Here is a 25979-nt window from a genome sequence, read left to right as displayed (position 1 = left end):
ACACTCATTTTTATTTTAGATTAAGGTTATCGTTATGGCATGGCAACAACTGCACTTACAGTGTGAAAAAGCAAACGTCGATCTGGCTGAGGCGCTGTTACTAGAAGCAGGTGCACTATCAATCGCTTTAGATGACGCAGGGGATCAACCCTTGTTTGAGCCATTGCCTGGTGAGTCACCCTTATGGGATGAAGTGATCCTGACAGGATTGTTCGATGCCAGCACAGACACTGGTAGCCGTCATGCGGTTGAACAGTTAAGTCACGAAATTGGCGCACAGGTACACGCCAGTCGTATTTGGCTAAGTGCTGTGGATGATAAAGATTGGGAACGTGAATGGATGAGCAATTATCATCCTATAGAATGCGCCAATAACTTATGGATTGTGCCTAACTGGATAACGCCGCCCAATCCTGAGGCGACCAATATCATTATGGACCCCGGCTTAGCCTTTGGTACTGGTTATCATGCCACCACGCGCCTGTGCCTCGACTGGCTAACAGAGCAAGATCTGAGTGATAAAGTGGTGATTGATTATGGTTGTGGCTCAGGAATTTTAGGTATTGCGGCATTATTGTTAGGGGCACGTCACGTCTATGCCGTTGATATCGATCCACAAGCTGTGCTGGCGACCAATCAAAATGCTGTACGCAATCATGTCGATGATCGCTTGCAAGCATTTTTACCCGAAGACTTTACTGATTATTGGAAACAACACGACGTTAAACCTGTAGAAGTGATGGTCGCCAATATTTTAGCCAAGCCACTGATTGGCTTAGCACCTTATTTTGTTACCTTAATGGCACCAAAAAGTCGTATCGTGTTAGCCGGCTTAATCGAGTCACAAACTGAAGAAGTGACTGCTGCGTATCAGCCTTATTTTGCGCTCGATCCGAAGCACGCCTTTACGGCGCAAGAGGACCAACATTGGCAGCGTTTATCTGGTACATTTACAGGCTAGCAACATTTAATTACATCTGTTACGATAGAGGGGCAGTCAAATGTTATGTATTTGACGCCACTCTGTCCTTGTCTATCACTCATAAATGTATCAAGCATTTAACGATGAGTATCTAAGTAGAAGCCTGAGTAGTAGAGGCAGCTATTGGTGAGTGGCTACGCGGTATTGATAACCATACTTTTTTGGATTCGACCCTATGACCACGCCAATAAAAACTCAGTGCCCTCATTGCCAAGCTTGCTTTAAATTACAACAAACCCAGTTAAATAAAGTAAACACCGCCGTTTGCTGTGATCAGTGTCAGCAGAGTTTTTTGGTCAATAAGCACCTTATCGTCACCACCGATACGCCACCAAAAATGGCAGATAGCACCACCACCGACCCAAATAACACAAGTAATGTCAAACCGCCTATTCATAAACAACTTTCTAATAAGCAATCTTCAGCCGTCTTATCTTCTGACAGCTTAATTCATGATGGTTTAATTTATGATGACATGGATATCGACGAAGCAGATGAAAGCAGTTTGGAATATGACTCGTTAGAAAATATGGACGCTTGGCTGACCCATGCAACCGACAGTAGTCATACTAATTCTATAGCCAGTAATAAGCTTGATAAAACGCCCAAGTCAGCAGCGCAATCAGCGTCGGCAGCAACGCAGTCTACCTCACCTGCTCAGGTTGCACTTAGTTCAGCGGCGGCCAATAACATCCATGCCAATATTGATGATACGACTGACAACGCTTGGCTCGAAGATCTGCTCAAAGAGCAAAATAAAAATGACAATAGCATCCAAGAGGATACGGATTTATCGCAGCTATTGCTTAGCATGGGTGTACCCTTTAGAGACGAAGACCGAACACATGAAGAGCGGGTCAAAAAAATGCAAGCGCAAGCGAAATTCGCGCCGACACCAGCGCGGCATTCAATTGCCTCTCTACTGTGGACGCTAGGCTGTTTGGTACTGGCGCTGCTACTTTTTGCCCAGTATGTTATTTTTAATTTAGAAACCTTGGTAAAAAATCCCGCTCATGCAGAACGCCTACAGACAATCTGCACAATCGCGGCTTGCAGCCTTCCTAGCGCTGACTTATCTGCCTTGACGATCACTGAGCTCAATCACAAGCCTAGCCAAATTAAAAAAACGGGGACTTTTAGTGAGGTAAGTGCAACGTTAAACAACCAAAGCCCACAAGCCCAGCTTTACCCTAATGTTAAGGTCAGTGTTTACGGGACAGATGCCCTACTCGGAGAGTTTATTGCAGCACCAGATGATTATCTATTGAGTACCCAAAACCAAATAGCGGCTGCCAGTCGCAGACAACTGCTATTTACGATACCGGTTGCCAATGCTCAAATCCGTGAAGTCCGTATTAATCCTATTTATTGAAGCAGACCTTAATAAATAGAAGTAATAAGCGAGACCTTAATAAATAGCAGTAACGAAATGCTTTGGAATTGAACAGTCTTCATTGAATAGCATTGCTACTGAGATAACGTCCAATCTGTCAATGCTAACCGATATTAATTTGTTATAATACCCGTCTAAACCCCTATGGTTTGACTCTTTTTAATCTCAAGGACATTATCTTATGGCAACTCATGCACAGCATAATGCCAATCGTTTTGCCCAAAGCTCTGAGCATCTTGCCGATTATAATAAAGACGATTATCAGCATTCTATCCGTGATTTAGAGCCTTCTCTAGATAGCCTTATGAACAATGGGCATACTCCTGAACCTTTGCGTGTGAACGTAGAGCGAGTGGTGCGTCAGTATTTTGCGATGTTAGGCGATGAGATACCCACCGATTTGTATGAGCTTATCTTAAAACAAATCGAAGAGCCGCTATTGTCTGTCGTCCTTGAGCAAACGCGCGGCAATCAGACCAAATGCGCGCAAATCTTGGGTCTCAATCGTGGTACGTTACGCAAAAAACTTAAAACCTATAACTTAATGTAACCTCGGCCAGATGAGCTTACCGATCGTCATTAACCCTCATTATGTATGGCAATTTATCGTTTATGACCTTATCCACTGTGATACTGTCGGCAGCGATTGTCATTATCACCTTGCCAGACGTTTACGTCAGGCTTTTTTTATGGAAATTTCTTATGAGTACAGCCCCACTTGCCCTACTGTCGGTCTCCGATAAATCCAATATCGTCGAATTTGCTCAAGGCCTTATTAAAGCAGGCTTTGCTTTGTTATCTACTGGCGGTACTTATCGACTGCTGACAGAGCATAATGTTGCGGTGACCGAAGTGTCAGATTATACCGGTTTTCCTGAAATGATGGACGGTCGTGTAAAGACGCTACACCCTAAAATTCATGGTGGCATCTTAGGACGCCGTGGCACTGACAATACGGTTATGAGCGATCATCAAATTGAGCGTATTGATTTGGTCGTGGTAAATCTTTATCCATTTGCCGAGACGATTGCTCGTGCGGATGTCACCATGAACGATGCCATCGAAAACATCGATATCGGTGGTCCTACGATGGTACGTTCTGCGGCGAAAAATCACGCCCACGTTGGTATCGTAACCGATCCTGCTGATTATACGCGCGTACTTGAAGCCTTGGGTGATGGCACTAAACTGACCACGTCCCTACGCTACGACTTAGCGGTGAAAGCCTTTGAACATACTGCACAATACGACGGTATGATTGCCAACTTCTTAGGTAGTCGAATCAATGAGACTCAAGAGCCAGAGAATTTTTCACGTACCTTTAATGTGCAGCTAGAAAAAGCACAAGATCTACGTTACGGTGAAAACCCACATCAAAACGCGGCATTTTATACAGAAAATAATCCACTAAAAAGCCAGCAAGCCTCTATTGCCACGGCGAAGCAATTACAAGGTAAGGCACTGTCTTATAACAACATCGCTGATACTGATGCAGCACTTGAGTGCGTAAAAGCGTTCAGCGCCCCTGCTTGCGTCATCGTTAAGCATGCCAACCCTTGCGGTGTCGCGGTCGATACCGACCAAGTCGCTGCTTATAACACCGCTTTTAGCACCGATCCTGAGTCTTCTTTTGGTGGTATTATTGCCTTTAACCGCCCATTGACCGTTGCGGCAGCAAAAGCAATTATCGACAATCAATTTGTAGAAGTGATTATTGCCCCTAGTATCGAAGATGGGGTGCTTGAGGCGACTGCTGCTAAGAAAAATGTGCGCGTCTTGGTATGCGGCGAGCTACCAACCCCTGAGCAGCGCGAAAGCCAGCTCGACTATAAGCGCGTTAACGGCGGGCTGCTCGTACAAGAGCAGGATCTGGGTTTGATTACTGCCAATGACCTAAAAATCGTCACGGATGTGCAACCAACGGAAGCGCAGATTGCTGATTTACTGTTCAGCTGGAACGTCGCAAAATACGTCAAATCTAACGCCATCGTTTATGCCAAAGGTCAGCGCACTATTGGTGTTGGCGCCGGTCAAATGAGCCGCGTCAACTCAGCACGTATCGCTGCTATCAAAGCTGAACATGCTGGCTTGGCGACAGAAGGCGCTGTTATGGCTTCAGATGCCTTCTTCCCGTTCCGTGATGGCATTGATAACGCTGCTGAAGTCGGCATCTCGGCGATCATCCAGCCGGGTGGTTCTATGCGTGATAACGAAACGATTGCTGCGGCTAATGAGCATGGTATCGCCATGGTATTCACTGGTATGCGTCATTTCCGTCATTAATCTGCTGTCAAGATAATGCTGTTCAGACAAATTTTTTAAGAATAAATCAAAATCGTATTGCATAAAAAAAGCCACTATCAATAGTGGCTTTTTTATACTTAAGATTTGATAAAGCTTATTCAGACAAAGGGTTTAACAAATGCCTTATAAGTGGCTTAACGTCCTTGCGCATTGGCCATATTAGTCTCATTAATTTCAACCTTATACACTAAACGTAGATACTCTAGATAGTCTTGTAGCTGATCTTGACCCAAATTATCACGGATAATAGATGCCGTTTGCGCACGTTGCATATCAGACAGTGGTGATTGTTGTTCGGTCTTGATACGATCACCAACCAATAACGTCGCACCCATCTCTGTTTTACTCGCAATGGCAACAACGCCATTATTGGCCGCTTGCTGACTAAATGCCAAGCCGCGCTCTTTTTCTGTCAATCGTGTGGTTTGACGATTGACTTCGCCTAAGGCTTGAAATCTGACCGGTTGCTTACCGATATCGGCCGTTGTTTTAATACCAGCCGCCAGTTTTTTAGCGTCTTTTAACGCCAATGCTGTGGCTTTTTGCTGACGTAATATCTGTGTGATTCTTGGCGTAGCCGCTGCCAGAGTAAGCGTCTTGGTAGGACGATAATTGCTTGGCTGTACCCATACCGTGCCATTACCAACTTCAATACCTGCCGTCACCGCTTGGTCTTGAATCGTAAACTCATCAAAAGCTTGCTTAATCACTGCTGGTTGCGACAATGCTGACTGGTTGCCTTTTTTACGATAATCTTTGATACGCTTTAGTGTCACGCCCTCTTGCTGAGCAATATCTTCGATACTAAAACCATCTGCTGCCAAATCGTTAATTGCCGTGACTTTATCGGCATACATTTCCTGACGCTTATACTCTTTGGCCTTAACCGTTAGCTCTTCACGCATACTCTCGAGGCTAGGTACTTTACTACCATTGTCTTCGGTTACAGTAAATATCTGATAACCAAAGCTGGTCTTAACTGGTGCACTCACATCGCCAACGCTCAAGCCTTCCAAGGCTTTTTCAACTGCTGCTGCGTCATTGCCAAATACAGAAGGATTGAAGCGACCGATGTCACCACCCGTCTCTCCTGATGGATCGTCAGATTCTGTCTTAGCAAGCTTGCTAAAAGCCTCACCTTTATCCAAACGGGCTTTTACTTTATCTGCTCGAGCCTTGGCATCCTTACCCGTTATCAATATTTGACTGATTTTGCGCTCATCGACTACAGCCAGTCCTTGCTTATAGGCGGCGTACTGCTGCTGCAAATCTTCTGTCGTGACATCAGTGATTTGGACCGTCTGCGGGCTCAATTGCAGGTAAGCCAAGTCGACCATTGCCGCACTTTTTAGCGTGTCTTTATTGGCATCATAGTAGGCTTGTATATCGTTTTTACTCAGCTTCACTTGTTCTTGGTAATCCTGCCAATTAAAGCGATGCAACCAAATATTACGCGACTCTAGCTGTAGATCTATTAGCTGACTAACCGCTTGCATCGGATACACTGCCGTACCAACGATACTGGCATTCAGCTGATCGAGGCTTAACTGGTTACGAAACTCAGCAAACAGCTGATCTTTGGTCATACCGCGCTGACGCAAAAAGTTTGAAAACTGATCGTTTGAAAAATTGCCATCCGCATCTTTAAAGATCTCTTCTTGACGCAGTAGACGATTGATGGTGTCGTCAGAGACCGTCATACCCAGCTTACCCGCTTGCTGCTCTAGCAAAGTTCGATCAATCAGACCTTTTAGTACTTGCTCATGCAGCACATCTTCATTCAATAAACTGGCATCATCAATTTGCTCTAAGGTCTCAGTACGGCGATTATTAACAGCAGTCTGATATTCTGATAATCCAACACTTGCCTCACCTACTTGCGCAATTTGGTTGGGATCGACACCGCCACCAAAGTAGCTTTCGACACCCAATAGAGCGAGCGGCGATAGGCATAAAATCAATAAAATGCGACCTGGCCAGCTTTTTAAGAAATCGCGCAATTTATCCATAGTTATCTCTGCTTTATTAACCTATATTGATGAAAGACCATTTAATGCTATCTAAGCAGGCAATGGCAAGGGTAAAAACCTGGGCAAGTTATAAGGGCAAAATAAGGCTTGTCTAAACAACCCCACTATCGCGCGCCTATGATACGTGATTTTTACGCTAGACTCAAAATATTCACGTTATATGATACAAACGATGGCTGTAAAAAAAGCACCTAATATTTAGGTGCTTTTTTTGCGGTTTCACTTATTACTTAGGCTGTAGCCAATCAATAAGCGATTCTCTATCATTTTACTATCAACAAACGCTATTTTTATTCGTATGACACGTCATTATGTAGGGTTTGTCTGTAATAGAGTGACTTAACTATATCGGCTTAGTTCAAGCGCTCTTTTAAGTTTTTACCAGCTTTGAAGCTTGGTACTTTGCTTGCTGGAATGCTAAGCTCTTCACCAGTCTTAGGGTTACGGCCAGTACGAGCCTTACGGTCTTTTACGCTAAAAGTACCAAAACCAACTAGTGAAATGCTTTCGCCAGCTTCTAGAGCTTCGCCAACGCTTTCCATAACAGCATTCAATGCATCGCCAGCTTGAGTTTTATTTAGACCACTTTTATCGGCGATGCTATCAATTAATTCTGACTTATTCATAAAATTTCCTTCAAGTTTAAGGGGGATAATAAACGCTCACGCCAGGTATTGTATCGCTCTCATAGCACTTAAGCAATAAAAACCACCTGACTCACGCATAAACAGGTTTCGCTTTGTTAACGTCTTTATATCAAGGCAGCATAAGGAGCGCAAGCAATTTTACATATTTTTGTGCACTGTACTACGTATTTGACACCCAATGTTACGCAAAATATATGCAACTGAACATCTGACTGTTTTTTAACTCATACATTAAACAATACCTTTACGAGTTATTACTTTTACGAGTTATTCAGCTTTTGATGACAGCACTATAGACATTACTACGCGCAAATCCTAACAGTTTCGTTAACGATATATTATTAGCAATATAGTTCTAGGGATTAGTGACATAACGCTAAGCATTAGTGAGATGATTTTAAGACAATTATTTGCTAAGTGACAGAAACCAACGTTACTTTTTATTATAAAGACGTTACTATAAGCAAAATCTTGCTATATGTTTTGAGTCGGCTTTGACTCTTGTTTGTCTTTTTGCCTCTAACTTGCCAAATAAAAAACGGATTATTTACATGAAGCGTACTACGTTGTCCACCTCTCTTCTTAATATTATTCTCGTGTTCGTCGAGTCGGCTCTGACCCTACTGTTACGTTTAGATCCCGAGCTACGTAAAGCCGCTTATCCACTTGCCAAGCAAGGCACTGTCGTTGCGCTGCGTTTGTATTTGCCTCATGTCGAGATTTTTGCCACTTTTAGCACCAAGGGCGTGTTATTAGATGCGCAGTTACCCATTGATCGTAGTGAGCCTGACGTGGTCATCAACGCTTATAGTATCCAAGTCATCAATGCCATCACGACCCACGATAGCGAAACGACTGAAAAACTACAGATGCGCGGTGAGTCCGTACAAGTACAATTGGTTAAGCAATTTATTATGCAGCTTGGTCTTGGTGGCTTGATTCAGGGTTTGATCAAAAAAATCAAAGGCGGCAAAGGCAAATCTAAGCCGACTGACGCGGAAATGGCCGAAAAGAAAGATGGCTATAAGCTCCGTATCAAAGAGCAGCAGACGCAAATCAGTACATTAACGACTAAGAATCGTGAGCTTGAAACCACCGTAAAGGAATTGCAGAGTAAACAGAAGACATTGATAATTGTGACTATTATGGCGCTTGTAATTATGATTGGCTCAGTCATAGCACTATTGATGAACTAGTTTTCGTTAATGATGGTGATATTTATTGATAAATAATAATGCACCTGTTAGGTGATTGCTTTAATGACCATTAAGCGTTTGATAGCTGCAATAAGCTACCAAACGCTTTTTTTATCGCTTTAATTTGCTAACCGTGAACTTGAAACAAATATAAAAGCTTAAATCGGTACAAAACTTTTATTATACAAGCCAGCTTTTACCCTACCTTAGCCACCATTGTTTTTATCAATCGTAGTAATCAATTGGATTAACCATTCAACCACACTTTAATCTTGACTAAATTACTCGGGATTAAGTATAATTACTCTATCGTTGCACACATCGGGTTCATCATCTGTTGTTTAATAGCGATAAGACATACTTAGTTGATAGACAATTAACAGAGGCAAAAGTTCGCTTTTACCAAAACTACTTGACTAAGATCGTTGTTAAATACACTTATAACTGAGAAGTTGGGAGATAACACATGCGTTTGACTACTCGAGGCAGATATGCCGTTACTGCGTTACTAGATCTGGCGTTACAGACCAGCCAACAAGAGACAGCGGTATCGTTATCCGATATTGCCAAGCGGCAATCCATATCTATCTCTTATCTCGAACAGTTATTTTCTAAACTTCGTAAACGTGGCTTAGTCACGAGTATCCGCGGTGCGGCAGGTGGCTATCATTTAGCCAAGCCATTGCACGAAATCGATGTGATGAGCATTATTTCTGCTGTCGATGAGTCTGTGAACGCGATGCAGTGCGAAGGACGCGGTGACTGCCAAGGTGGTACAATGTGTTTAACCCATGACTTATGGTGTGCACTGTCCAATCATATCGAACAGTACTTGAAAAATATAACTTTAGCGCAATTATTAGACATGGAAAACGTGCAGTCAGTCTCAGACCGTCAGCAGACCGTTACCAAAGATATTTCCATAAAAGACATCAATACTATTACCCTATCGACCAGCGAGGCAAACCCAGCATGAGCCAACATAACAACCTTATATACTTAGATTATGCCGCCACCACCCCAGTTGCTAAGTCAGTTGCAGCTAAGATGAGCGAATATCTGACGGTAGATGGCATCTTTGGTAATCCCGCCTCGCGCTCGCATGGCTACGGCTGGCAGGCAGAAGAAGCGGTCGAAGTGGCGCGTCAACAAGTGGCAGAAGTCATCAACGCCGATCCACGCGAAATCGTCTTTACCTCTGGTGCGACTGAGTCTGACAACTTAGCGATCAAAGGGGCGGCACATTTCTATCAGTCTCGCGGTAAGCACATCATCACCAGTAAAATCGAACATAAAGCTGTATTAGATACTTGCCGCGAGCTTGAGCAAGAAGGCTTTGAAATTACATATCTTGAGCCACAGCCAAGCACCGGTCTTATCTTACCTGAGCAAGTGAAAGAAGCGCTACGTGACGATACGATTTTAGTATCACTTATGATGGTAAATAACGAGCTTGGAACGATTACTGATGTCGCTGCTATTGGCGAAATTACTCGCGAAGCTGGTGTGGTCTTCCATGTGGATGGTGCTCAGTCAGTCGGTAAAATACTCATTAATCTTGAAGAGATGAAAATCGATTTGATGAGCTTTTCAGGCCACAAAGCTTATGGTCCTAAAGGCATCGGTGCGCTATTTGTCAGTCGTAAGCCACGTATTCGTCTAAAAGCAGAACAACATGGCGGTGGTCATGAGCGCGGTATGCGTTCAGGAACGTTGCCAACGCATCAAATCGTTGGTCTTGGCGCGGCATTTGCCCTTGCCAATGAGCGTTACGAAGAAGACCATGCCCATGCTGCAAAACTGCGCCAAAAACTGTGGGATGGTCTACAAGATATCGAAGAGATCTACCTAAACGGTGATTTAGAGCACAGCGTTCCTAACATTGTAAACATCAGCTTTAACTTCGTTGAAGGTGAGTCGTTGATGATGTCGCTAAAAGACTTAGCCGTATCGTCAGGATCAGCCTGTACATCAGCGACCCTTGAGCCATCATATGTACTGCGCGCTATTGGTCGTCCAGACGAATTGGCACACAGCTCAATTCGCTTTAGTTTCGGTCGTTATACTACTGAAGAAAACATCGATACGATTATCAAGCAGATGCACGAAGCGGTTGATAAATTACGTGCCCTATCACCACTTTGGGATATGTATCAAGAAGGTGTTGATTTAGATTCAGTCGAGTGGGCTGAACACTAAAACCTGAAACAATGAAGTACTTATTAGATATAGCTATTAAATGATGAATCAGACAATTATAAACATAGTTTTTATGAATTTTATTTTATAAATACCGTTTTTATTACCTAAATGTTTGACCCCAATTATCGATGAGTGGGTAGTGTTTCAACTTTCAGAAGCCACTGCTCATCATCTAACTAGGAGAAAACCCCATGGCCTATAGTGACCAAGTTATTGATCATTACGAAAACCCACGCAACGTCGGCAATCTTGATAAAAATGCCAAAAACGTTGGTACTGGTATGGTTGGTGCCCCAGCTTGTGGCGATGTGATGCGTCTACAAATCCAAGTCGATGATAACGGTATCATCGAAGATGCACGCTTCAAGACTTACGGCTGCGGTTCAGCAATTGCCTCAAGCTCGCTCGTCACTGAGTGGTTAAAAGGCAAAAGCTTGGATCAAGCTGGTGAGATTAAGAACAGTCACATTGCTGAAGAATTGGCATTACCACCCGTAAAAGTGCATTGCTCTGTTCTTGCAGAAGACGCCATTAAAGCCGCTATTAGCGACTATAAAGGTAAGCATGGCGCAGCAGCTGCTGTTATGGCAGAAGAAGCGACTAGCTAAGCCTATTAGCGTAAGCATTGTATTTTGAGTATTATAATAGCAATACTTTAGTAGTTGTGTTTAGCATCGCTACTAACGCTATAGAGGTGACAATGACGCTTATGTAATTGTCACCTTTTATTTTCTAGCAGTTATTAATTATTAATTTAGTTATTAACTCATCGTTATCCAGATGTTATTTTGGCAAGCCCGTTGTTTTGGTTGTCAGATCATCTACAGTTTTCTTAAATTATTATCTCTATTATTGATAGTCAATGGGAGTTGGCATGATTGAAATGACAGAACGCGCCGCTCAGCATGTTCGAGACTTTTTGGACAATCGCGGTAAAGGCGAAGGTATTCGAGTGGGTATCCGCACAGCGGGTTGCTCAGGTTTAGCTTACGTTTTAGAGTTCGTAGATACCCCTGACGAAAATGACACGCGCTATGAAAGCCGTGACGTCAGTATTTTTATTGATCCTAAGAGCTTGGTATATTTAGATGGCTTGTTGATGGACTACGAAAAAGAAGGATTAAACGAAGGCTTTAAGTTCACTAACCCCAATCAGAAAGGCGAATGTGGTTGCGGCGAATCCTTTACGGTTTAATGATAAAATAATTTGATTTTTCTGAGTTTAGGGTTTTTGACCTAACATTCGGGCGATGGTAAATAAGTGCTGCAATAGCCAATCTTAAATCAGTAAGCAGTGCAGCCAACCAAATAGTAAAGTAGCCACTGGCTAGATAAAACCTTAAAAATAAATAAAAAAAGCAAGGCGTATGATATGACAGACATTACTCAAGAAGCCCAGTTTGATAACTTCTTTGCCCTATTTGAGCAGCCGGTACAGTTTGATGTCAATCAAGAGAGTCTCGATCAGCATCTACGTCTGCTACAAAAACGCTATCATCCTGATAATGTCGCCAAGAACTTGACAGACGCCGCCCAAGCGCAACAGCAGTCTGAGCAAGCATCAGCATTGATTAACCAAGCCTATCAAGCGCTGAGTGCGCCTGATAGCCGTGCAAGCTATCTGTTAGATGTGGCAGGACAAGCACAAAACCTAGAACACTCAATCGCTGATTTAGACTTTTTAGAAGATGCGATGCAGATGCGTATCGAATTGGATGAGGCGATTGAAGATAAAAATCTCTCAACGTTACAACAGCTACATCCGCAGATTACAGAACGTTTGACCAAACAGTCTCAGCGTTTTAATAATGCTTACCAAAGCAAAGACTGGCAAACCGCGATTGATGCGACGCAAAAATTAAAATTCTTGGTCAAGTTAAATGCTGATGTGACAACGGGTCTTGATGAGGTCGCAACGTCTGAGCATTCAGATGATGATGATTTATACGTTTAGACAATGAATACTCAAAAGCTTGTATCATTGATAGTATGTGCAAGCTTTTCTAATTTATCGCTCTTATTTAAAGCAATATTCTAAAGCGGTGGTTAAAATAGTCTCAACGATACCGTATAATCCCATATTTTAAGCGCTATTAAACGCTACTCTCTTCTATGTTAGAGAAGAATCGCAGCCGTTAACTGTCATAGCGCCTATGTTGTATTTGCCCCATTTCACTTATTCATTTTATCTTTGAGTTATCTTATGTCTTTATTGCAAATTGCCGAACCCAATCAAAGTGCCCAACCCCATCAGCATCGTTTTGGCCTAGGGATAGACCTTGGTACCACGCGCTCATTGGTCGCTGTGGTGCGCTCAGGCAAGGCGCAAGTATTAGAAGCAGGCGCAGCTAACGACACTTTACTACCTTCTGTGGTCTATTATCCAAGTACTGGCAAGCCATTGGTTGGGTATGATGCCCTAGCCCACTTAGCGGATGATCCAAAAAATACGATCGTCTCGGCTAAGCGCTTTATGGGTCGCAGCCAAGCGGATATAAAATTCTCTCATCCTTACGAATTAAGTGGCAATAAAGATGACATGCCAGCTTTTGTCACCGCTCAGGGTGAAGTATCTCCTGTTGAGGTGTCAGCTCGTATATTAGCCGCTCTTGAGCAACGTGCAGCAAGCGCATTACCTGAAGATAGTATTGCAGGTGCTGTCATTACCGTACCTGCTTATTTTGATGAAGCGCAGCGTCAAGCGACCAAAGATGCGGCGCAAGCGGCTGGTATCAATGTACTGCGTCTATTAAATGAGCCGACCGCCGCAGCCGTTGCCTATGGTCTCGATCAGCCTAATCAAGAAGGTGATAAAGAAAGTTATTACTTAATTTATGATTTGGGTGGTGGCACTTTTGACGTTTCTATCTTAAAACTAAATGACGGCGTTTTTGAAGTATTGGCCACAGGCGGCAATAGTGCGCTTGGCGGTGATGATATTGACCGCTTACTGACCAATTGGCTGATTAAGCAATTAAATATCGACCCCAAAGACGTAAGCTTGCATGACAAGTCAATACTTGCGCAACAAGCCAAAGCTTATAAGCAAGCACTAACTGATGCTGAACAGGTCGATATCGATATCACTGTCAATGAGCAGTCTTATCAAGGTGTGCTACGCCGTGAAGACTTGCTAACTATTGCAGAGCCCGTTAGCCGCCGCACGATAAGTGTCTGTGAACAAGTACTGCGTGATGCCAAGCTATCTACCTCAGACTTAGATGAAGTTATCTTAGTCGGTGGCTCTACCCGTATGCCAGCTGTACAGCAGGTAGTGACTGAGTTTTTTGCTAAAGAGCCGCTTTGCCGTCTAAATCCAGATGAAGTTGTGGCTTTAGGCGCTGCCCAAACGGCGCATCAATTGGTCAACGGTGATAGTGATAACAATCTATTGCTATTAGACGTAACGCCGCTATCGCTCGGTCTTGAGACCATGGGTGGTCTGGTTGAGGTACTGATTCCACGCAATACACCTATTCCTGTCAAAAAACGCCAAGTATTCACTACCTATCAAGATGGTCAAACAGGTATGGTGATTCATGTGGTACAAGGCGAGCGTGAGACAGTAGATAACTGCCGCTCACTGGGCCGCTTCGAGCTATACGGTATCCCGCCAATGAAAGCTGGCTTTGCCCGTATTGAAGTGACCTTTAGTATTGATGCCAATGGTCAGCTGACCGTCAGTGCGCAAGAAACCACGACTAAGACAGAAAGCAAGATTGAAATCGTGCCGTCTTATGGGCTATCTGATGAACAAAAAGAACAACTATTGGTAGCGGGCTTTAAATATGCTGAAGAAGATAAAAATGCACGCTCTTTAATTGAGACCAAAGTAGAAGCGGAACGTGAAGTTTTAGCACTGCAATCAGCACTTAACGAATTTGCTGCCTTACTGACATCTGATGAACAGCAATTATTGGCTGAGCAAATACAAGCATTACAAACCACGCTCAGTACTGATGATTTGGCGCTTATCGAGGCAAAGCAAGCAAAACTCAAGCCTCATAGCGATGCCTTTGCTGCTCGAATTATGAATCAAAGCGTCAAAGCCAGCATGGCAGGTACGAGTGCTAAAGACTGGTAGCAAAAATATCGAACCAATACAGCTTAGCAATTTTACTAAGCTGACCTCTTATATTTTTATTTTTTTAATTGATTAGCATCGGACAGACAATTTATGCCAAAGATTACCGTACTACCGCATCATGAAATTTGCCCTGAAGGCACCGAAGTCGAGCTAGAAGCTGGCAGCAATTTATGCAAGGCGCTATTAGAAAAAGGCATCAAGATTGAGCACGCTTGTGAGATGTCAAAAGCCTGTACTACCTGCCATGTGGTCGTGCGCAAAGGCTTTAATAGTTTAGATGAGATGGATGATATCGAAGCCGATTTACTAGATCGTGCTTGGGGCTTGGAGCCTGATTCACGCCTGTCTTGTCAGGTCATGCTTGATGATGATGACTTAACTATTGAGATTCCTAAATATACGCTTAACCATGCAAAAGAAAATCATTAAGCACTCGCAGCATTAGCTTCTTGCTCCCTATAATATCTAGGTATTGTAAAAAAGGTCAGTTCATTGTTAAAACAATGAACTGACCTTTTTTTTGGAAAAACTTAAAGAAAGAGCGTATCTAAAGCTTTTCTAGGGCGTGTACTCATTTTAAAAATGGTGATAAAAATGAGGTAGATTGCAGTCAAACAAGGAAAATAGTGCAGATAATATCGAGATATTACCTAGCTATTTGACGATGTTTGGCAAGATTTAACCATTTTTAACCCATTTAGATTGCTATTGGTTGAATTGAGGACACGCCCTAATGACGATTATTATTACTCTTATTCAAGCTATAGTCAGTCCAATATTAAAAAGATACAGCGGGACTGGGATGCTTAGTTTTTAATATGAGTTTTGCAGCCTCTGTCGGCGTAGGCACAGCAAGCCAGAAAAACTTATACCAGTTTCGCGTTATTAAATAACGTATCCATTTTATTTAGTATCGACTATATTAGCCTCAAGCGCCACCGCCTCTTCTTGCTCAATACGTTCAAGTGCAAGATTTAGGCGGTTTCTCACATCTTGATAATCACTGTCTTTCATATCTTTGAAGTTGAGGTGCAAATTAAAGCCAGGGAGTGTGTGGTCGACCCACTTTGATAAACGACCTTTATTGGCATCAGGATCAAGTACTTGCCATACTTTAATCTTATCATCGAAGCCTTTTAATTGATAAGCACCTGAATAATCACACTCATAATCGTGACAAATATAATCATGCGTACTTTCGCTAACGAGTATTTCACCCTTCCCAGCACTGGCTTCAAGCCTTGATGCTAGATTGGCTTCTTTGCCAATCAGCGTATAACTCAGGCGATTGTTACTACCAAAATTACCGACATGGCAGTAACCGGTGGTAATACCAATACGTATGTATAAACCATCAAAACCCATGAGTCGCCATTTTTGTCGTAACGTGCGCATTTCACGGCGCATATCTATAGCCATGGCAACACAGTCCAAGGCATCTTGCCGAGCGCCACGACTGTCCGGTTCACCAAAAAAACACACCATACCATCACCAATGAACTTATCAAGTACTGCGCCGTGTTTATGCGCAATCAAGGTCATACAGTGCATATAGGTATTCAGAATATCGGCCAAATTATCAGCACTTAGACTATCAGACAATTCAGTAAAGCCAACGATATCTGAGAACATAATGGTGAGCTTGGCCCGTTTATTCGAGACACTAATAGGGCTATCTGCTTTTACAATGGGCTCCCAGATTTGAGGAGGAACAAAGCGTGTCAGTTTACTAATGACAGACACCATAGTATTTAAACGCCCACCTGCTTGTAACGCGCTGGCTTCGTAGCCAATGTATTGATGATAAATGTAGCGAAAATGAAAAATAATGACGGTCATACTCGTAATCAGCACGATGGCCGGTAGCCAACCTTCATAACAGTCCATCCCAGTACCATGTAAAGTAACGCTGACATAATAAAAAATAATGATGGTTACTACCGATACCGCTATCAGCTTTAAATGATTTTCAGGACTACTTATGATAATACGAATAGCTATCAACGCCGCTAAGCTAATGGACATCACGGTGCAGAACTGTAGCGAACCTATCACTGCAGACAACAAAATAATGACAATATTAGACGTCCAAAAGCTGGTTTGGCGACGATAGTTGTAAATAAGAATCATGAGGCTTGGCAGAGAGATGATAACGAGCAAAGCCATTGACATTGGGCTAAACTCAAAATGCACAGCCATCAGTACAACGGTCAGGATTAAAACGAAGACTTCTGGATAGTCAAATCGATAAATCCTATCGTCCTGCAACAGGATTTTCGGTCTTAACTTATCTAAAAGGGTCATAAGGAATGTTCGCTTAAGCAAGACAAACTAATGAGAGTCAATGACAAATACATCAGCGCATGTCTATAGTAGCCATGATGACAATGACAAAAAAGAGGATAATAATAGTGATTGCTTATTATACGACAATAAGCTTATACAACCTATGTCATTGGTAACCAAAAGAATACCCTTGGTCGTTCCTTTTTCTTTCAAATACTTTTAAGACTCTCAAAATAAAAATAATTTACGGCAGTTATCACTTAAAACAATTATCAAAAAGCCAGATATTAAATATCTGGCTTTTTAGCATTCAAAAGATGGAAAATACTAGGGTCTGTTGAACAGTAAAAGTATTAGAAATGCCTGAATAAGGCTTAATTTTACGTGTCCAACCATTTTTCCAGTCGCCTTGATGGGTCAATCGATAAGTACCCGCTGGGGTATCGTTACTGATTCGCCAATCAACGATAGCCTTACTATAAGCCGCGCCTTCACGCTGCCAAGTATAAGTGGTATCAAAGTCGCTATCACTCAAATAATCGACCCACTGACCATTCTCAAAACGCTGTACTTTTAAGAAACTGTCTTCGGTACGTAGATTGTTTTTAGGATGAGCGCCGCGGAATACCGCAGTGGCAACCTGACCTTTTTGATAACTGGCTTTGGGCTGAGTGAGGGTTTGTCCCCAACTTTGTCTTAAAGGCTTGTCATCAAACACCACCCCCGGACGCTCATTAAACGATTTGCCTGAGCGATCAGGCGGCGTGGCGCTGTCATAAACCTCTATGCCATCCCGTAGCGCTTCGGCCAGTTGCGTATATTCTTGGACATAAGCAGCAGCTTGATAAGGGCCATACTCAGTAGACGCCCCTTCATAATGCTGGGTGGCAAACTCTTCTCGCGTACTTAAATAGCCGCTATAGTTATTGGCCAAGCCATTAATAATAACGGTATCAACTCCTGAGTCTTTTAGCTGTGCAAGTACTGCCGCGCGCATCCGTCGTCCGACCATGGTGGTCGGCTCACCAGGAATAGCAACGAGAGCGATATTACCGATACGCATCAGCTGAACAGGTTGTTCAGTATTAATCCAGCCCCAGCTGCCAGTCGGTAATAACACCTGTTTTTCAGCCTGACAATCATCTTGGCTGACGGTTGAAACAATACCAAAGGCGCCGCGCGTCAAACTACCTAGGAAAGACTGGTCGACTTTATTAATATCATCATTAATGCGGAAATTTTCTCGCGTCATGCCCTCATACATACCCGGTATGTTCGATGGACCATTCTCGCTGCCAGCAGCAAACGAGTAACCGCGGGCTGGCATACATAAGACTTTATTGCCTGCGCCATTGGTGAATTTACCATCGACTTGATAGCCCTTCAAATTGACCCAACGGGCACGTACGTCTACTGGTCCAGCAACCGGCACACCTTGATTCCAAAGCTCAACCGCCTTATCAAGCTGCAGTTGCCCATCACGCCTGACATTTTCCCATTCATTATCACTGCCTTGATAGCCTGGCTTTGAGTTGGCATTGCCGCCTGCCGCCAGCACATCACCCTCATCAGCATTGGCAAAAGCGGCGACAAACGGCTTGTCTGAATTTTTACCAAAAATCTTTTCAGCGCCGCGCTGAGCAAAACCTTTATTGTCAGCGCTTAGATGCATAAACTGATTACTAAAACTGGTTGGATGCAGTGCAAACCAATTAATCAGACCTACTGGCGTGCCATCGGCAGCATTCAGGCGCAGCTGAGTCATGGTCTCGTTAACATTACTATCAAAGTCTTTTGCATCGGCATTATTGTCATAAGCAAATTCTGAGCGATTGAGCGTTGCACCTTTTAGCTCGCCTTGCGCCAAAGATAGCGTCCCGGGAGCCAAGGTATCGTGAGCACGCTTAATCGAGGTGACAATACCATTAACGATAGCATTGAAGTTTTGGCTGCTATAGCCTGATAAGGTATCATCAGTACTGGCAATTTGATACAGCTGTTGATGCGAGTAGCCAGCATTGCCGACATGGGTGTGAGTAGCAGTGAGCATGACATTATCATCATTATATAATTCGCCATAATCTGCTTTTAAGCGCCTGATGACCTCAAGCTTTACCGCGGTAAACATCGCCCCCATATCTGCTGAGACATAAACGACGCGTTTACCTTGATTTTGACTATTCGTATCCTCTCCGATAATAAAAGCATGAGAATATAAGCGGTCATTAATACCTTGCACAACCTGTCCAGAAGCATAACCAAACATGCCCGTCTCGGCAGCAGCACCGGTGATATCTGCCTTACCGCTACCAACGAGATATTGTGTTGTCGGCATTGCTCTTGTAGATGTCGCTGCCGTAGAAGCACTATAATTTAATGTGACAGAGCTATCTACTGGGGAGTCTTCAGTTGAATCCGTCTCACAGGCAGTCAAACCGAGAGCCGCGGTACAAATAGAGATAAGTAACATAGAAGGTCGTAATAGTGGAGGTGCGATAGAGGAAGTAGCCATCTGTTATCCTTAACACAGAGTGAAATCTTAGACTGAAAGCTTCCAATCTAAGATTAAGTACCTCGAAGCGTTTGCAATGCGGCAAAAAAATCATACTGATTAATACGCAAAAAACGGCTACGAGCAGATAAGTTGGCTATATCCATTTAACCAACTCACTCTCTAATATAATGAATAACAGACAAATGTAAAACGATTTATGTTAACTCAGCTGAAATTATCATTAAATCTAACTTTACTATGACTTTTTTTAAATAAAAACTACTTTAATAAAAACATTGAGGCAAAACTGACAACTCATCATTTAATGCCTGATTACATTTGCCAATCAAACGGCATTTGATGATGACCACGTAATGCCATCATTAATGTCTGCTGCATCTGCGCCAATACTTCGTTGGTATACGGTATAGCAGGTACACCCCATACTGGATTTGGCCACTGCATGTCGTTTTGATAGCGAACGATATGATGGAAATGTAGCTGCGGTACTTGATTGCCGAGTGCTGCCACGTTCATTTTATCAGCTTGGAAGGTCTTGGCCAATTGGCTTGATAACCAGCTCGATTCACGCAAAAACTGCGCTTGGTCAGCCTCAGACAGCTCATATAACTCTTTGATAACTGATACCCGCGGCACCAATATCAACCAAGGAAACTGGCAATCATTGATTAAACGACAGGTCGATAATGGGAAATCACCCACTAAAAAACTATCAGCAGCAAGTTTATGATGAAGTTGGAACATAATGACGGTTCTCTTGTTATGACGCTTGAATAAAAGGAATTAGAATTAATTCAAAAATTAATAAGCTATAAGGATAATAAGCTAAATATAGGATGTCGCTATTTTATCAGTTATCCAACCGATAAAATAGCGCTATGACTGATTGTCTTAGGATGCAACATTCACCTTATTTAAATTATTTAGCGAATCTGTTCAGTTTAAAAATATAAATCAATGAAGCTAAGCTGACTCTGCCACCATATGCTCACTAAAATAGCGTAATAGCTCTTGAATTGCACTGACGCGCTGCTGCGGTGTTGCCAGTTTATCGGCATCCTGATAACGAATGCCAGAGGCACCATTCATACGATAGCGCTGCCCATTGCTCTGAATCAACTTAATAATCGCTAAGGCATCGACCGGTGTATCAGGTGCAAATTCTAACGTCATGCTATTACTATTGGCATCAATCTTATTAATCTTTAGCGGCTCAGCTTGTATACGCAGTCCGTGAATGGCAAATAACTGCTTGGTTTGCTCAGGTAATATGCCAAAACGGTCAATCATTTCAGTACGAATATCAGTCAGAGCTTCTTTATCATCAGCATTACTGATGCGCTTATAAAATAATAAACGTTGATGAACATCGTGTAGATATTCTTCTGGTATCAACGCCGAGCTATGCAAGTTAATCTCGCTGGTCAGCGACAATGGTGTGCTTAAATCAGGCTCTTTACCTGCTTTAATCGCCTTCGTCGCTCGCTCTAGCATGTCCATATATAAGCTAAAACCAATCGCTTGCATATTACCGCTTTGCTGTTTACCAAGTATCTCACCCGCGCCGCGAATCTCTAGATCTTCGCTTGCCAGCATAAAGCCTGCACCTAAGGTATTGGCGCGTTCAATCGCATGTAAGCGTCGCTTGGCATCACCTTTAAGACCTTTGATAGAAGGCACTAGCAGATAACAATAGGCTTGGTGATGACTACGACCAACGCGACCACGTAGCTGATGCAGTTGCGCCAAACCAAACTTGTCGGCGCGCTCAATGATAATCGTATTGGCATTGGGTACATCAATGCCGGTTTCGATAATGGTCGAGCATATCAGCACATTGAATTTTTTATGATAAAACTGCTGCATGACTTGTTCAAGTTGGCGCTCTTGCATTTGTCCATGAGCGACCCCTACTCGCGCCTCAGGAACCAGCTCACGTATGGTTTCTGCCATACGCTCAATACTCGCCACGTCATTATGCAATAAATAAACTTGCCCGCCACGCAGTAGCTCACGCAAGATAGCCTCTTTCATTAGAGCATCAGTTTTTTGCATGACAAAGGTTTTGATAGCCAAACGACGTGCCGGTGGTGTCGCAATAATCGACATGTCACGCATACCTGAGAGCGCCATATTAAGCGTTCTAGGGATGGGAGTCGCAGTCATCGACATACTATCCACATCAGTCTGAATCGCCTTGATACGCTCTTTATGACGCACGCCAAAGCGATGCTCTTCATCAACAATCATCAAGCCTAAATTAGAGAATTTCACATCGGGTTGTAATAGTTTATGCGTGCCGATAACGATATCAACCTTGCCAGCTGCAAGGTCTGTTAGCACTGTTTCTTGATGCTTTTTGCCACCGAAGCGCGATAGCGTTTCGATACGCACTGGCCAATCAGCAAAACGGTCGCGGAAATTGTCTTCATGCTGGCCTGCTAGCAAGGTTGTCGGCACCAATACTGCCACTTGATAACCGGCGCTGACCGCGATAAACGCCGCGCGCATGGCCACTTCAGTCTTACCAAAACCTACGTCACCGCAGATAAGGCGATCCATTGGTTGGTTTTGCCTCATGTCTTCCATCACCGCATGGATAGCATTGGCTTGATCGGGCGTTTCTTCAAAAGCAAATTGACTGGCAAACAGCTCGTACTGTGATGGATCTATTTTAAAATGAATACCAACTTTGGCTTCGCGCCGTGCTTGCATATTAAGCAGTTCAGCCGCCACGTCATGGATTTGCTCGAGCGCTTTTTGCTTGGCTTTATCCCATTTGCCGCTGCCAATTTTATGCAATGGCGCCAGTGCAGGATCACCGCCGCTATAACGGTTAATCATTTGTAAATTGGCAACCGGTACATAGATACTGGCATCATCGGCATATTTCAAATGAATAAATTCTTGTTCACCATCGCCGACATCTAGCGTAATCAGTCCATTGTAACGCCCGATACCATGCTCGATATGCACCACTGGGCTACCTTCGGTTATCTCGGTAACACTTTTAACCAAAAACTCTTCTGACACACCGCTTTGACGACGGCGGCGCGTTTGTAGTACTTGCCGACCAAATAACTGTGTCTCACTAATCAGCACTAAACGTTCAGGAACATAAACCCCGCGCTCAATGGGTGCAACCGTGAGTCCAACCTGCGGCAGCTTATTACCATTGCTCTTTGATTTGTCTGCTGCTAAAAATGCCTCAAAGCTATCATAAGCCTTGATATCAATTTTACCTTTAAATAGCTCAATGAGAATCTCACGACGACCAGCCGTTTCTGCTACTACTAATACTGGGGTTGCCGTTTGTTCTTGCAGCGCTAAAAACTCTAACAGCTCGGTAAGAGGCTCAGCTTTTTGATGGTTCACGGCCAATTGAGGTGGCTCTTGTGCGCTTAACGTCACCAAACCTTGTTGCTTACTCGGCACAAGCGACAGTTGTGACTGTGAATCTGACTGCCCTTCAACTTGCAGCAATGATTTGTCTGCTAACAATGACGCATCTTTTAATAATGAATCACTGCTATCAATCGCAGCGACATCGGTCATAGTAGCGAGTTCATTACGGGCACTGAGAATCACGCGTGGATAATGATTGAGGTGCTCGTTTAGAGTATTTGATAATAAATACAACAACTCAGGCGCGACGATAGGCTTATCGATATCATGACGGCGCTCTTCATAGCGGCGCTGAATCTGTGACCAATAATCTGCCTGTTTTTCGTTAATCAACTCATCTGTTATAAATAGCGCATCACTTGGTAGGTAAGCAAATAAGCTACTCTCAGCCTCCCAATCCTTTAAGTCAAAAAATAGTGGCTGATAGTATTCAAGTCCGCTACTGGCGATACCCGCCATGACGTCTTTATGCAGCTCAAACTTACGGCTACTGGTATTAGGAAACATCGCAGCAAAGTTAGTGCGAAAGGTCTCGCGCCCCTCATCAAGCGGAAACTCTTTGGCGGGTAAGATTTGAAATTGCTCAATAGGCTTTGAGATATCTGGCAGTTTATGCAGTAGCGACAGCGACTCTTTGCCCATGCTACTATCGTTGCCGCTCATCATCGTTTTTAGGTCATCAACGGTCAATGTGCGCTGGGTCTGCGGATTAAAGAAGCGAATGGTTTCAATTTCATCGTCGAATAAATCTAGACGTAGCGGAAACGGCTGACCCATGGCAAAGATATCAATAATACTACCGCGTACGGCAAATTCGCCCGGCTCAAAGACGTTCTCAACCGCACGATAACCGGCCTTTGCCAACAAGCCACGTTGGGTGTTGATGTCGAATCTATCACCCACACTCAAATCAAAATGCTGCCCTATCAGCCAGCTTGGCGGTGCGACCCGATGCATCAACGCCTGTACCGAGATGAGCAGCACGCCTGACGCTGGCATATCGGTTAATAGATTGATACGTTCGCTGACGATATCTTGATGCGGTGACAGCTCATCATAGGTCAATGTCTCCCAATCAGGGAATACATAAGCATCGACGCCGCAGAATGCCAACTCTGTCTCTATCTGGTTAAGCTGGTTTTGGTCACGAGTTACCACGACTTTCAAACGGTCGGCAACATTCCATAGCGGCGTTTGCACCAGACTTGCCAGCCACAAACTACTGACTGCCCCATGCACAGGTGCCAGCCAACGGCGCTGGGCATTCTGGATAGGGAATAACTGCTGGTTAATCGGGTCAAAGGCGTCAGTCAAAGCAGTGATAGGCATAAAGAATAGGATCAACGTTAAGAGTCAGAAAGCTATTATACGAATATTTCAGCAATTACCAAAATTTATGCCGTAACGGTTTGTCACTTAGCATTTTTAATAAAAAACCAATAGCTAAATAGTTGATAAAAATTATATTCGTATATAAAGACAGAGTAAATGTAAAAACCTCAACGGTTAAGTGAACTGACCCCCGAAACTTGGACAGTTTAAGTTTGCACCAAGGACTGAGTTCTGTACTTCACAGGGCTCAGTCCTTTTAGTTTAAGCTGAATTCTCTCATGATTATAATAATGCATATACTCATGAATCTGTTTCTCTAAATCTTCAATGGTTTTCGGCTTCTTAATATAAATCGTCTCACACTTTAAAGACCCAAAGAAGCTTTCCATCAATGCATTATCTAAACAGTTCCCTTTTCGGCTCATACTTTGCTTAATGTTATTCTCTTTAAGCGTATTCGCAAACGCTTTCATCTGATAATGCCATCCTTGATCTGAATGCAGCGTGAGCTGCTCGGTGCGCTTTGTTGGTATGCCCTTAAGCGCACGATCAAGCATCTGTTTGACCAAGTCATAGACAGGTCGTTTTGATAATTCATAACTGATGATCTCATTATTAAAGCAGTCAAGTATCGGTGATAAATATAGCTTGTCATCGCCGACTTTAAATTCAGTAATGTCTGTCAGCCATCTGCGATTGGGCGCACCCGCCCGAAACTTGCGCTTGACTCTATTCTTAGCAATGACGCCACACGCTCCTTTATAGGATCGGTACCTTTGTCGTCTGATTCTCGCTGTCAGCTTAAGCTGTCCCATCAGCCGTGCAATCAGTTTGTGGTTATGAATGAGACCCTCATTCTTAAGGGTTTGGGTGATTCGACGGTAGCCATATCGACCTTTATGCTGATGATAGATATCACGGATGCGCTGTTTGAGTTCGGCGTATTTATCTTGACTACTAAGACTCGCCCTATGGTAGTAGAAACTACTCCGCGCAAGCTTTGCTATGCTGAGTAAGTCAGATAACGTGTGCTTTAGTCTCAATCCTTCGATGAGCCTTGCTTTGTCGCGGCGTGTTCCCTTTCCCGAAGCAAGGCATCGAGCTTTTTTAGATAGGCATTCTCCGCTCGTAGATATGCGTTTTCACGTTTGAGCTCTGCTAGTGTCTTTTCATTATCGGGTTTGTCTGTGATAGGAGAGGTCATGGGGTGACTACCTTTATATTTGGATGTGAGTCCAGACATACCATGGAGTCTGTAAGCTTTATGCCAGTGGCTAATAAGCGCAGGTGAGCTGATATTAAACCTAAGAGCGGTTTCAGATTGGCTTAATCCTTCTGCTAACATCACAGCGATCACTTTATACTTAAAGTCGCTACTGTATTTAGTTTTATTAGTCTTAGGTTTGATGGCGTCTATACCACTATGCTGATACTGCTGAACCCACTTAGATACCATTTTGTTATCAAGTCCAAACTTCTCACTTGTCGCACCGCTACTATGTCCTTGACGATAGTATGCTATGACTTTGATCTTAAAGTCTATGTCGTATTTCATAAAATAACCCCCAGAAGTTGTGTCCAACTTATGGGGGTCAGTTCA

The 25979-nt window shown here is 43.4% G+C and carries 21 protein-coding genes; 13 read left to right on the top strand and 8 right to left on the bottom strand.

Annotated elements, in window-relative coordinates:
• Nucleotides 1–34: 34 nt before the first annotated feature.
• The 4 genes from prmA (at nt 35) to purH (ending at nt 4658) form a co-directional block, all read left to right on the top strand.
• Nucleotides 35–961: a 50S ribosomal protein L11 methyltransferase gene (prmA, locus tag W293_RS0114005; protein ID WP_025653029.1), complete on the top strand. Its 927-nt coding sequence runs from the start codon at nt 35–37 to the stop codon at nt 959–961.
• Nucleotides 962–1157: 196 nt separating this feature from the next.
• Complete coding sequence (locus tag W293_RS0114000) at nt 1158–2354, top strand: DUF3426 domain-containing protein (RefSeq protein WP_025653028.1); 1197 nt, start codon at nt 1158–1160, stop codon at nt 2352–2354.
• A 325-nt stretch (nt 2355–2679) separates the two neighbouring features.
• The gene (locus W293_RS16550; protein ID WP_037026284.1) at nt 2680–2925 is read left to right on the top strand and encodes a helix-turn-helix domain-containing protein; all 246 of its coding nucleotides are present in this window, start codon (nt 2680–2682) and stop codon (nt 2923–2925) included.
• 152 nt (nt 2926–3077) lie between these two features.
• Nucleotides 3078–4658: a bifunctional phosphoribosylaminoimidazolecarboxamide formyltransferase/IMP cyclohydrolase gene (gene purH, locus W293_RS0113990; RefSeq protein ID WP_025653026.1), complete on the top strand. Its 1581-nt coding sequence runs from the start codon at nt 3078–3080 to the stop codon at nt 4656–4658.
• A gap of 155 nt (nt 4659–4813) precedes the next feature.
• On the opposite strand, the gene W293_RS0113985 is transcribed toward purH, so the two are convergent.
• Nucleotides 4814–6688, bottom strand: coding sequence for a SurA N-terminal domain-containing protein (locus W293_RS0113985; RefSeq protein WP_025653025.1), 1875 nt, complete (start codon nt 6686–6688; stop codon nt 4814–4816).
• Between the two features lie 374 nt (nt 6689–7062).
• Entirely contained in the window at nt 7063–7335 is a 273-nt protein-coding gene (locus W293_RS0113980) for an HU family DNA-binding protein (RefSeq protein ID WP_025653024.1), read from the bottom strand.
• Nucleotides 7336–7907: 572 nt separating this feature from the next.
• On the opposite strand from W293_RS0113980, the gene W293_RS0113975 reads away from it, so the two are divergent.
• From W293_RS0113975 to fdx, 8 genes are all read left to right on the top strand, one after another.
• Nucleotides 7908–8552 (top strand): hypothetical protein, encoded by a 645-nt coding sequence (locus W293_RS0113975; RefSeq protein WP_025653023.1) that lies wholly within the window; start codon nt 7908–7910, stop codon nt 8550–8552.
• Nucleotides 8553–9018: 466 nt separating this feature from the next.
• Entirely contained in the window at nt 9019–9528 is a 510-nt protein-coding gene (locus W293_RS0113970; protein WP_010199379.1) for an Rrf2 family transcriptional regulator, read from the top strand.
• Nucleotides 9525–10751: an IscS subfamily cysteine desulfurase gene (locus tag W293_RS0113965; protein WP_025653022.1), complete on the top strand. Its 1227-nt coding sequence runs from the start codon at nt 9525–9527 to the stop codon at nt 10749–10751. The genes W293_RS0113970 and W293_RS0113965 overlap by 4 nt, the downstream gene beginning before the upstream one ends.
• Before the next feature lie 194 nt (nt 10752–10945).
• The gene (gene iscU, locus W293_RS0113960) at nt 10946–11362 is read left to right on the top strand and encodes a Fe-S cluster assembly scaffold IscU (protein ID WP_025653021.1); all 417 of its coding nucleotides are present in this window, start codon (nt 10946–10948) and stop codon (nt 11360–11362) included.
• A 266-nt stretch (nt 11363–11628) separates the two neighbouring features.
• A complete protein-coding gene (gene iscA / locus W293_RS0113955) occupies nt 11629–11949 on the top strand; it encodes an iron-sulfur cluster assembly protein IscA (protein ID WP_025653020.1) in 321 nt (106 codons plus the stop codon).
• A 177-nt stretch (nt 11950–12126) separates the two neighbouring features.
• Nucleotides 12127–12708 (top strand): Fe-S protein assembly co-chaperone HscB, encoded by a 582-nt coding sequence (gene hscB, locus W293_RS0113950; protein ID WP_025653018.1) that lies wholly within the window; start codon nt 12127–12129, stop codon nt 12706–12708.
• Nucleotides 12709–12957: 249 nt separating this feature from the next.
• Nucleotides 12958–14838: a Fe-S protein assembly chaperone HscA gene (gene hscA, locus W293_RS0113945; protein WP_025653017.1), complete on the top strand. Its 1881-nt coding sequence runs from the start codon at nt 12958–12960 to the stop codon at nt 14836–14838.
• 93 nt (nt 14839–14931) lie between these two features.
• A complete protein-coding gene (fdx, locus tag W293_RS0113940; protein WP_025653016.1) occupies nt 14932–15270 on the top strand; it encodes an ISC system 2Fe-2S type ferredoxin in 339 nt (112 codons plus the stop codon).
• 474 nt (nt 15271–15744) lie between these two features.
• Here the strand turns inward: fdx and W293_RS0113935 are convergent, their stop codons facing one another.
• Complete coding sequence (locus tag W293_RS0113935; protein WP_025653015.1) at nt 15745–17145, bottom strand: adenylate/guanylate cyclase domain-containing protein; 1401 nt, start codon at nt 17143–17145, stop codon at nt 15745–15747.
• A 40-nt stretch (nt 17146–17185) separates the two neighbouring features.
• Between W293_RS0113935 and W293_RS17285 the strand changes: the two genes are divergently transcribed.
• Nucleotides 17186–17350 (top strand): hypothetical protein, encoded by a 165-nt coding sequence (locus W293_RS17285; RefSeq protein ID WP_156915669.1) that lies wholly within the window; start codon nt 17186–17188, stop codon nt 17348–17350.
• 87 nt (nt 17351–17437) lie between these two features.
• Here the strand turns inward: W293_RS17285 and W293_RS0113930 are convergent, their stop codons facing one another.
• The 5 genes from W293_RS0113930 to W293_RS0113905 all read right to left on the bottom strand — a co-directional run bounded on the left by W293_RS0113930 (nt 17438) and on the right by W293_RS0113905 (nt 25934).
• The gene (locus W293_RS0113930) at nt 17438–19639 is read right to left on the bottom strand and encodes a neutral/alkaline non-lysosomal ceramidase N-terminal domain-containing protein (RefSeq protein WP_025653014.1); all 2202 of its coding nucleotides are present in this window, start codon (nt 19637–19639) and stop codon (nt 17438–17440) included.
• Between the two features lie 315 nt (nt 19640–19954).
• Complete coding sequence (locus W293_RS0113920) at nt 19955–20386, bottom strand: HIT domain-containing protein (RefSeq protein WP_025653013.1); 432 nt, start codon at nt 20384–20386, stop codon at nt 19955–19957.
• Between the two features lie 219 nt (nt 20387–20605).
• Nucleotides 20606–24376: a transcription-repair coupling factor gene (gene mfd / locus W293_RS0113915; protein WP_025653012.1), complete on the bottom strand. Its 3771-nt coding sequence runs from the start codon at nt 24374–24376 to the stop codon at nt 20606–20608.
• 209 nt (nt 24377–24585) lie between these two features.
• On the bottom strand, nt 24586–25431 hold the full coding sequence (locus tag W293_RS16545; RefSeq protein WP_084212336.1) for an IS3 family transposase: 846 nt from the start codon (nt 25429–25431) through the stop codon (nt 24586–24588).
• Nucleotides 25419–25934: a helix-turn-helix domain-containing protein gene (locus tag W293_RS0113905; protein ID WP_025651076.1), complete on the bottom strand. Its 516-nt coding sequence runs from the start codon at nt 25932–25934 to the stop codon at nt 25419–25421. The genes W293_RS16545 and W293_RS0113905 overlap by 13 nt, the downstream gene beginning before the upstream one ends.
• Nucleotides 25935–25979 lie beyond the last annotated feature (45 nt).

It is taken from the genome of Psychrobacter sp. TB67, from assembly GCF_000511065.1.
GTDB lineage: Bacteria > Pseudomonadota > Gammaproteobacteria > Pseudomonadales > Moraxellaceae > Psychrobacter > Psychrobacter okhotskensis.
Note: the sequence above shows the minus strand (reverse complement) of the source record. Positions and strands in the feature narration are given on the sequence as shown.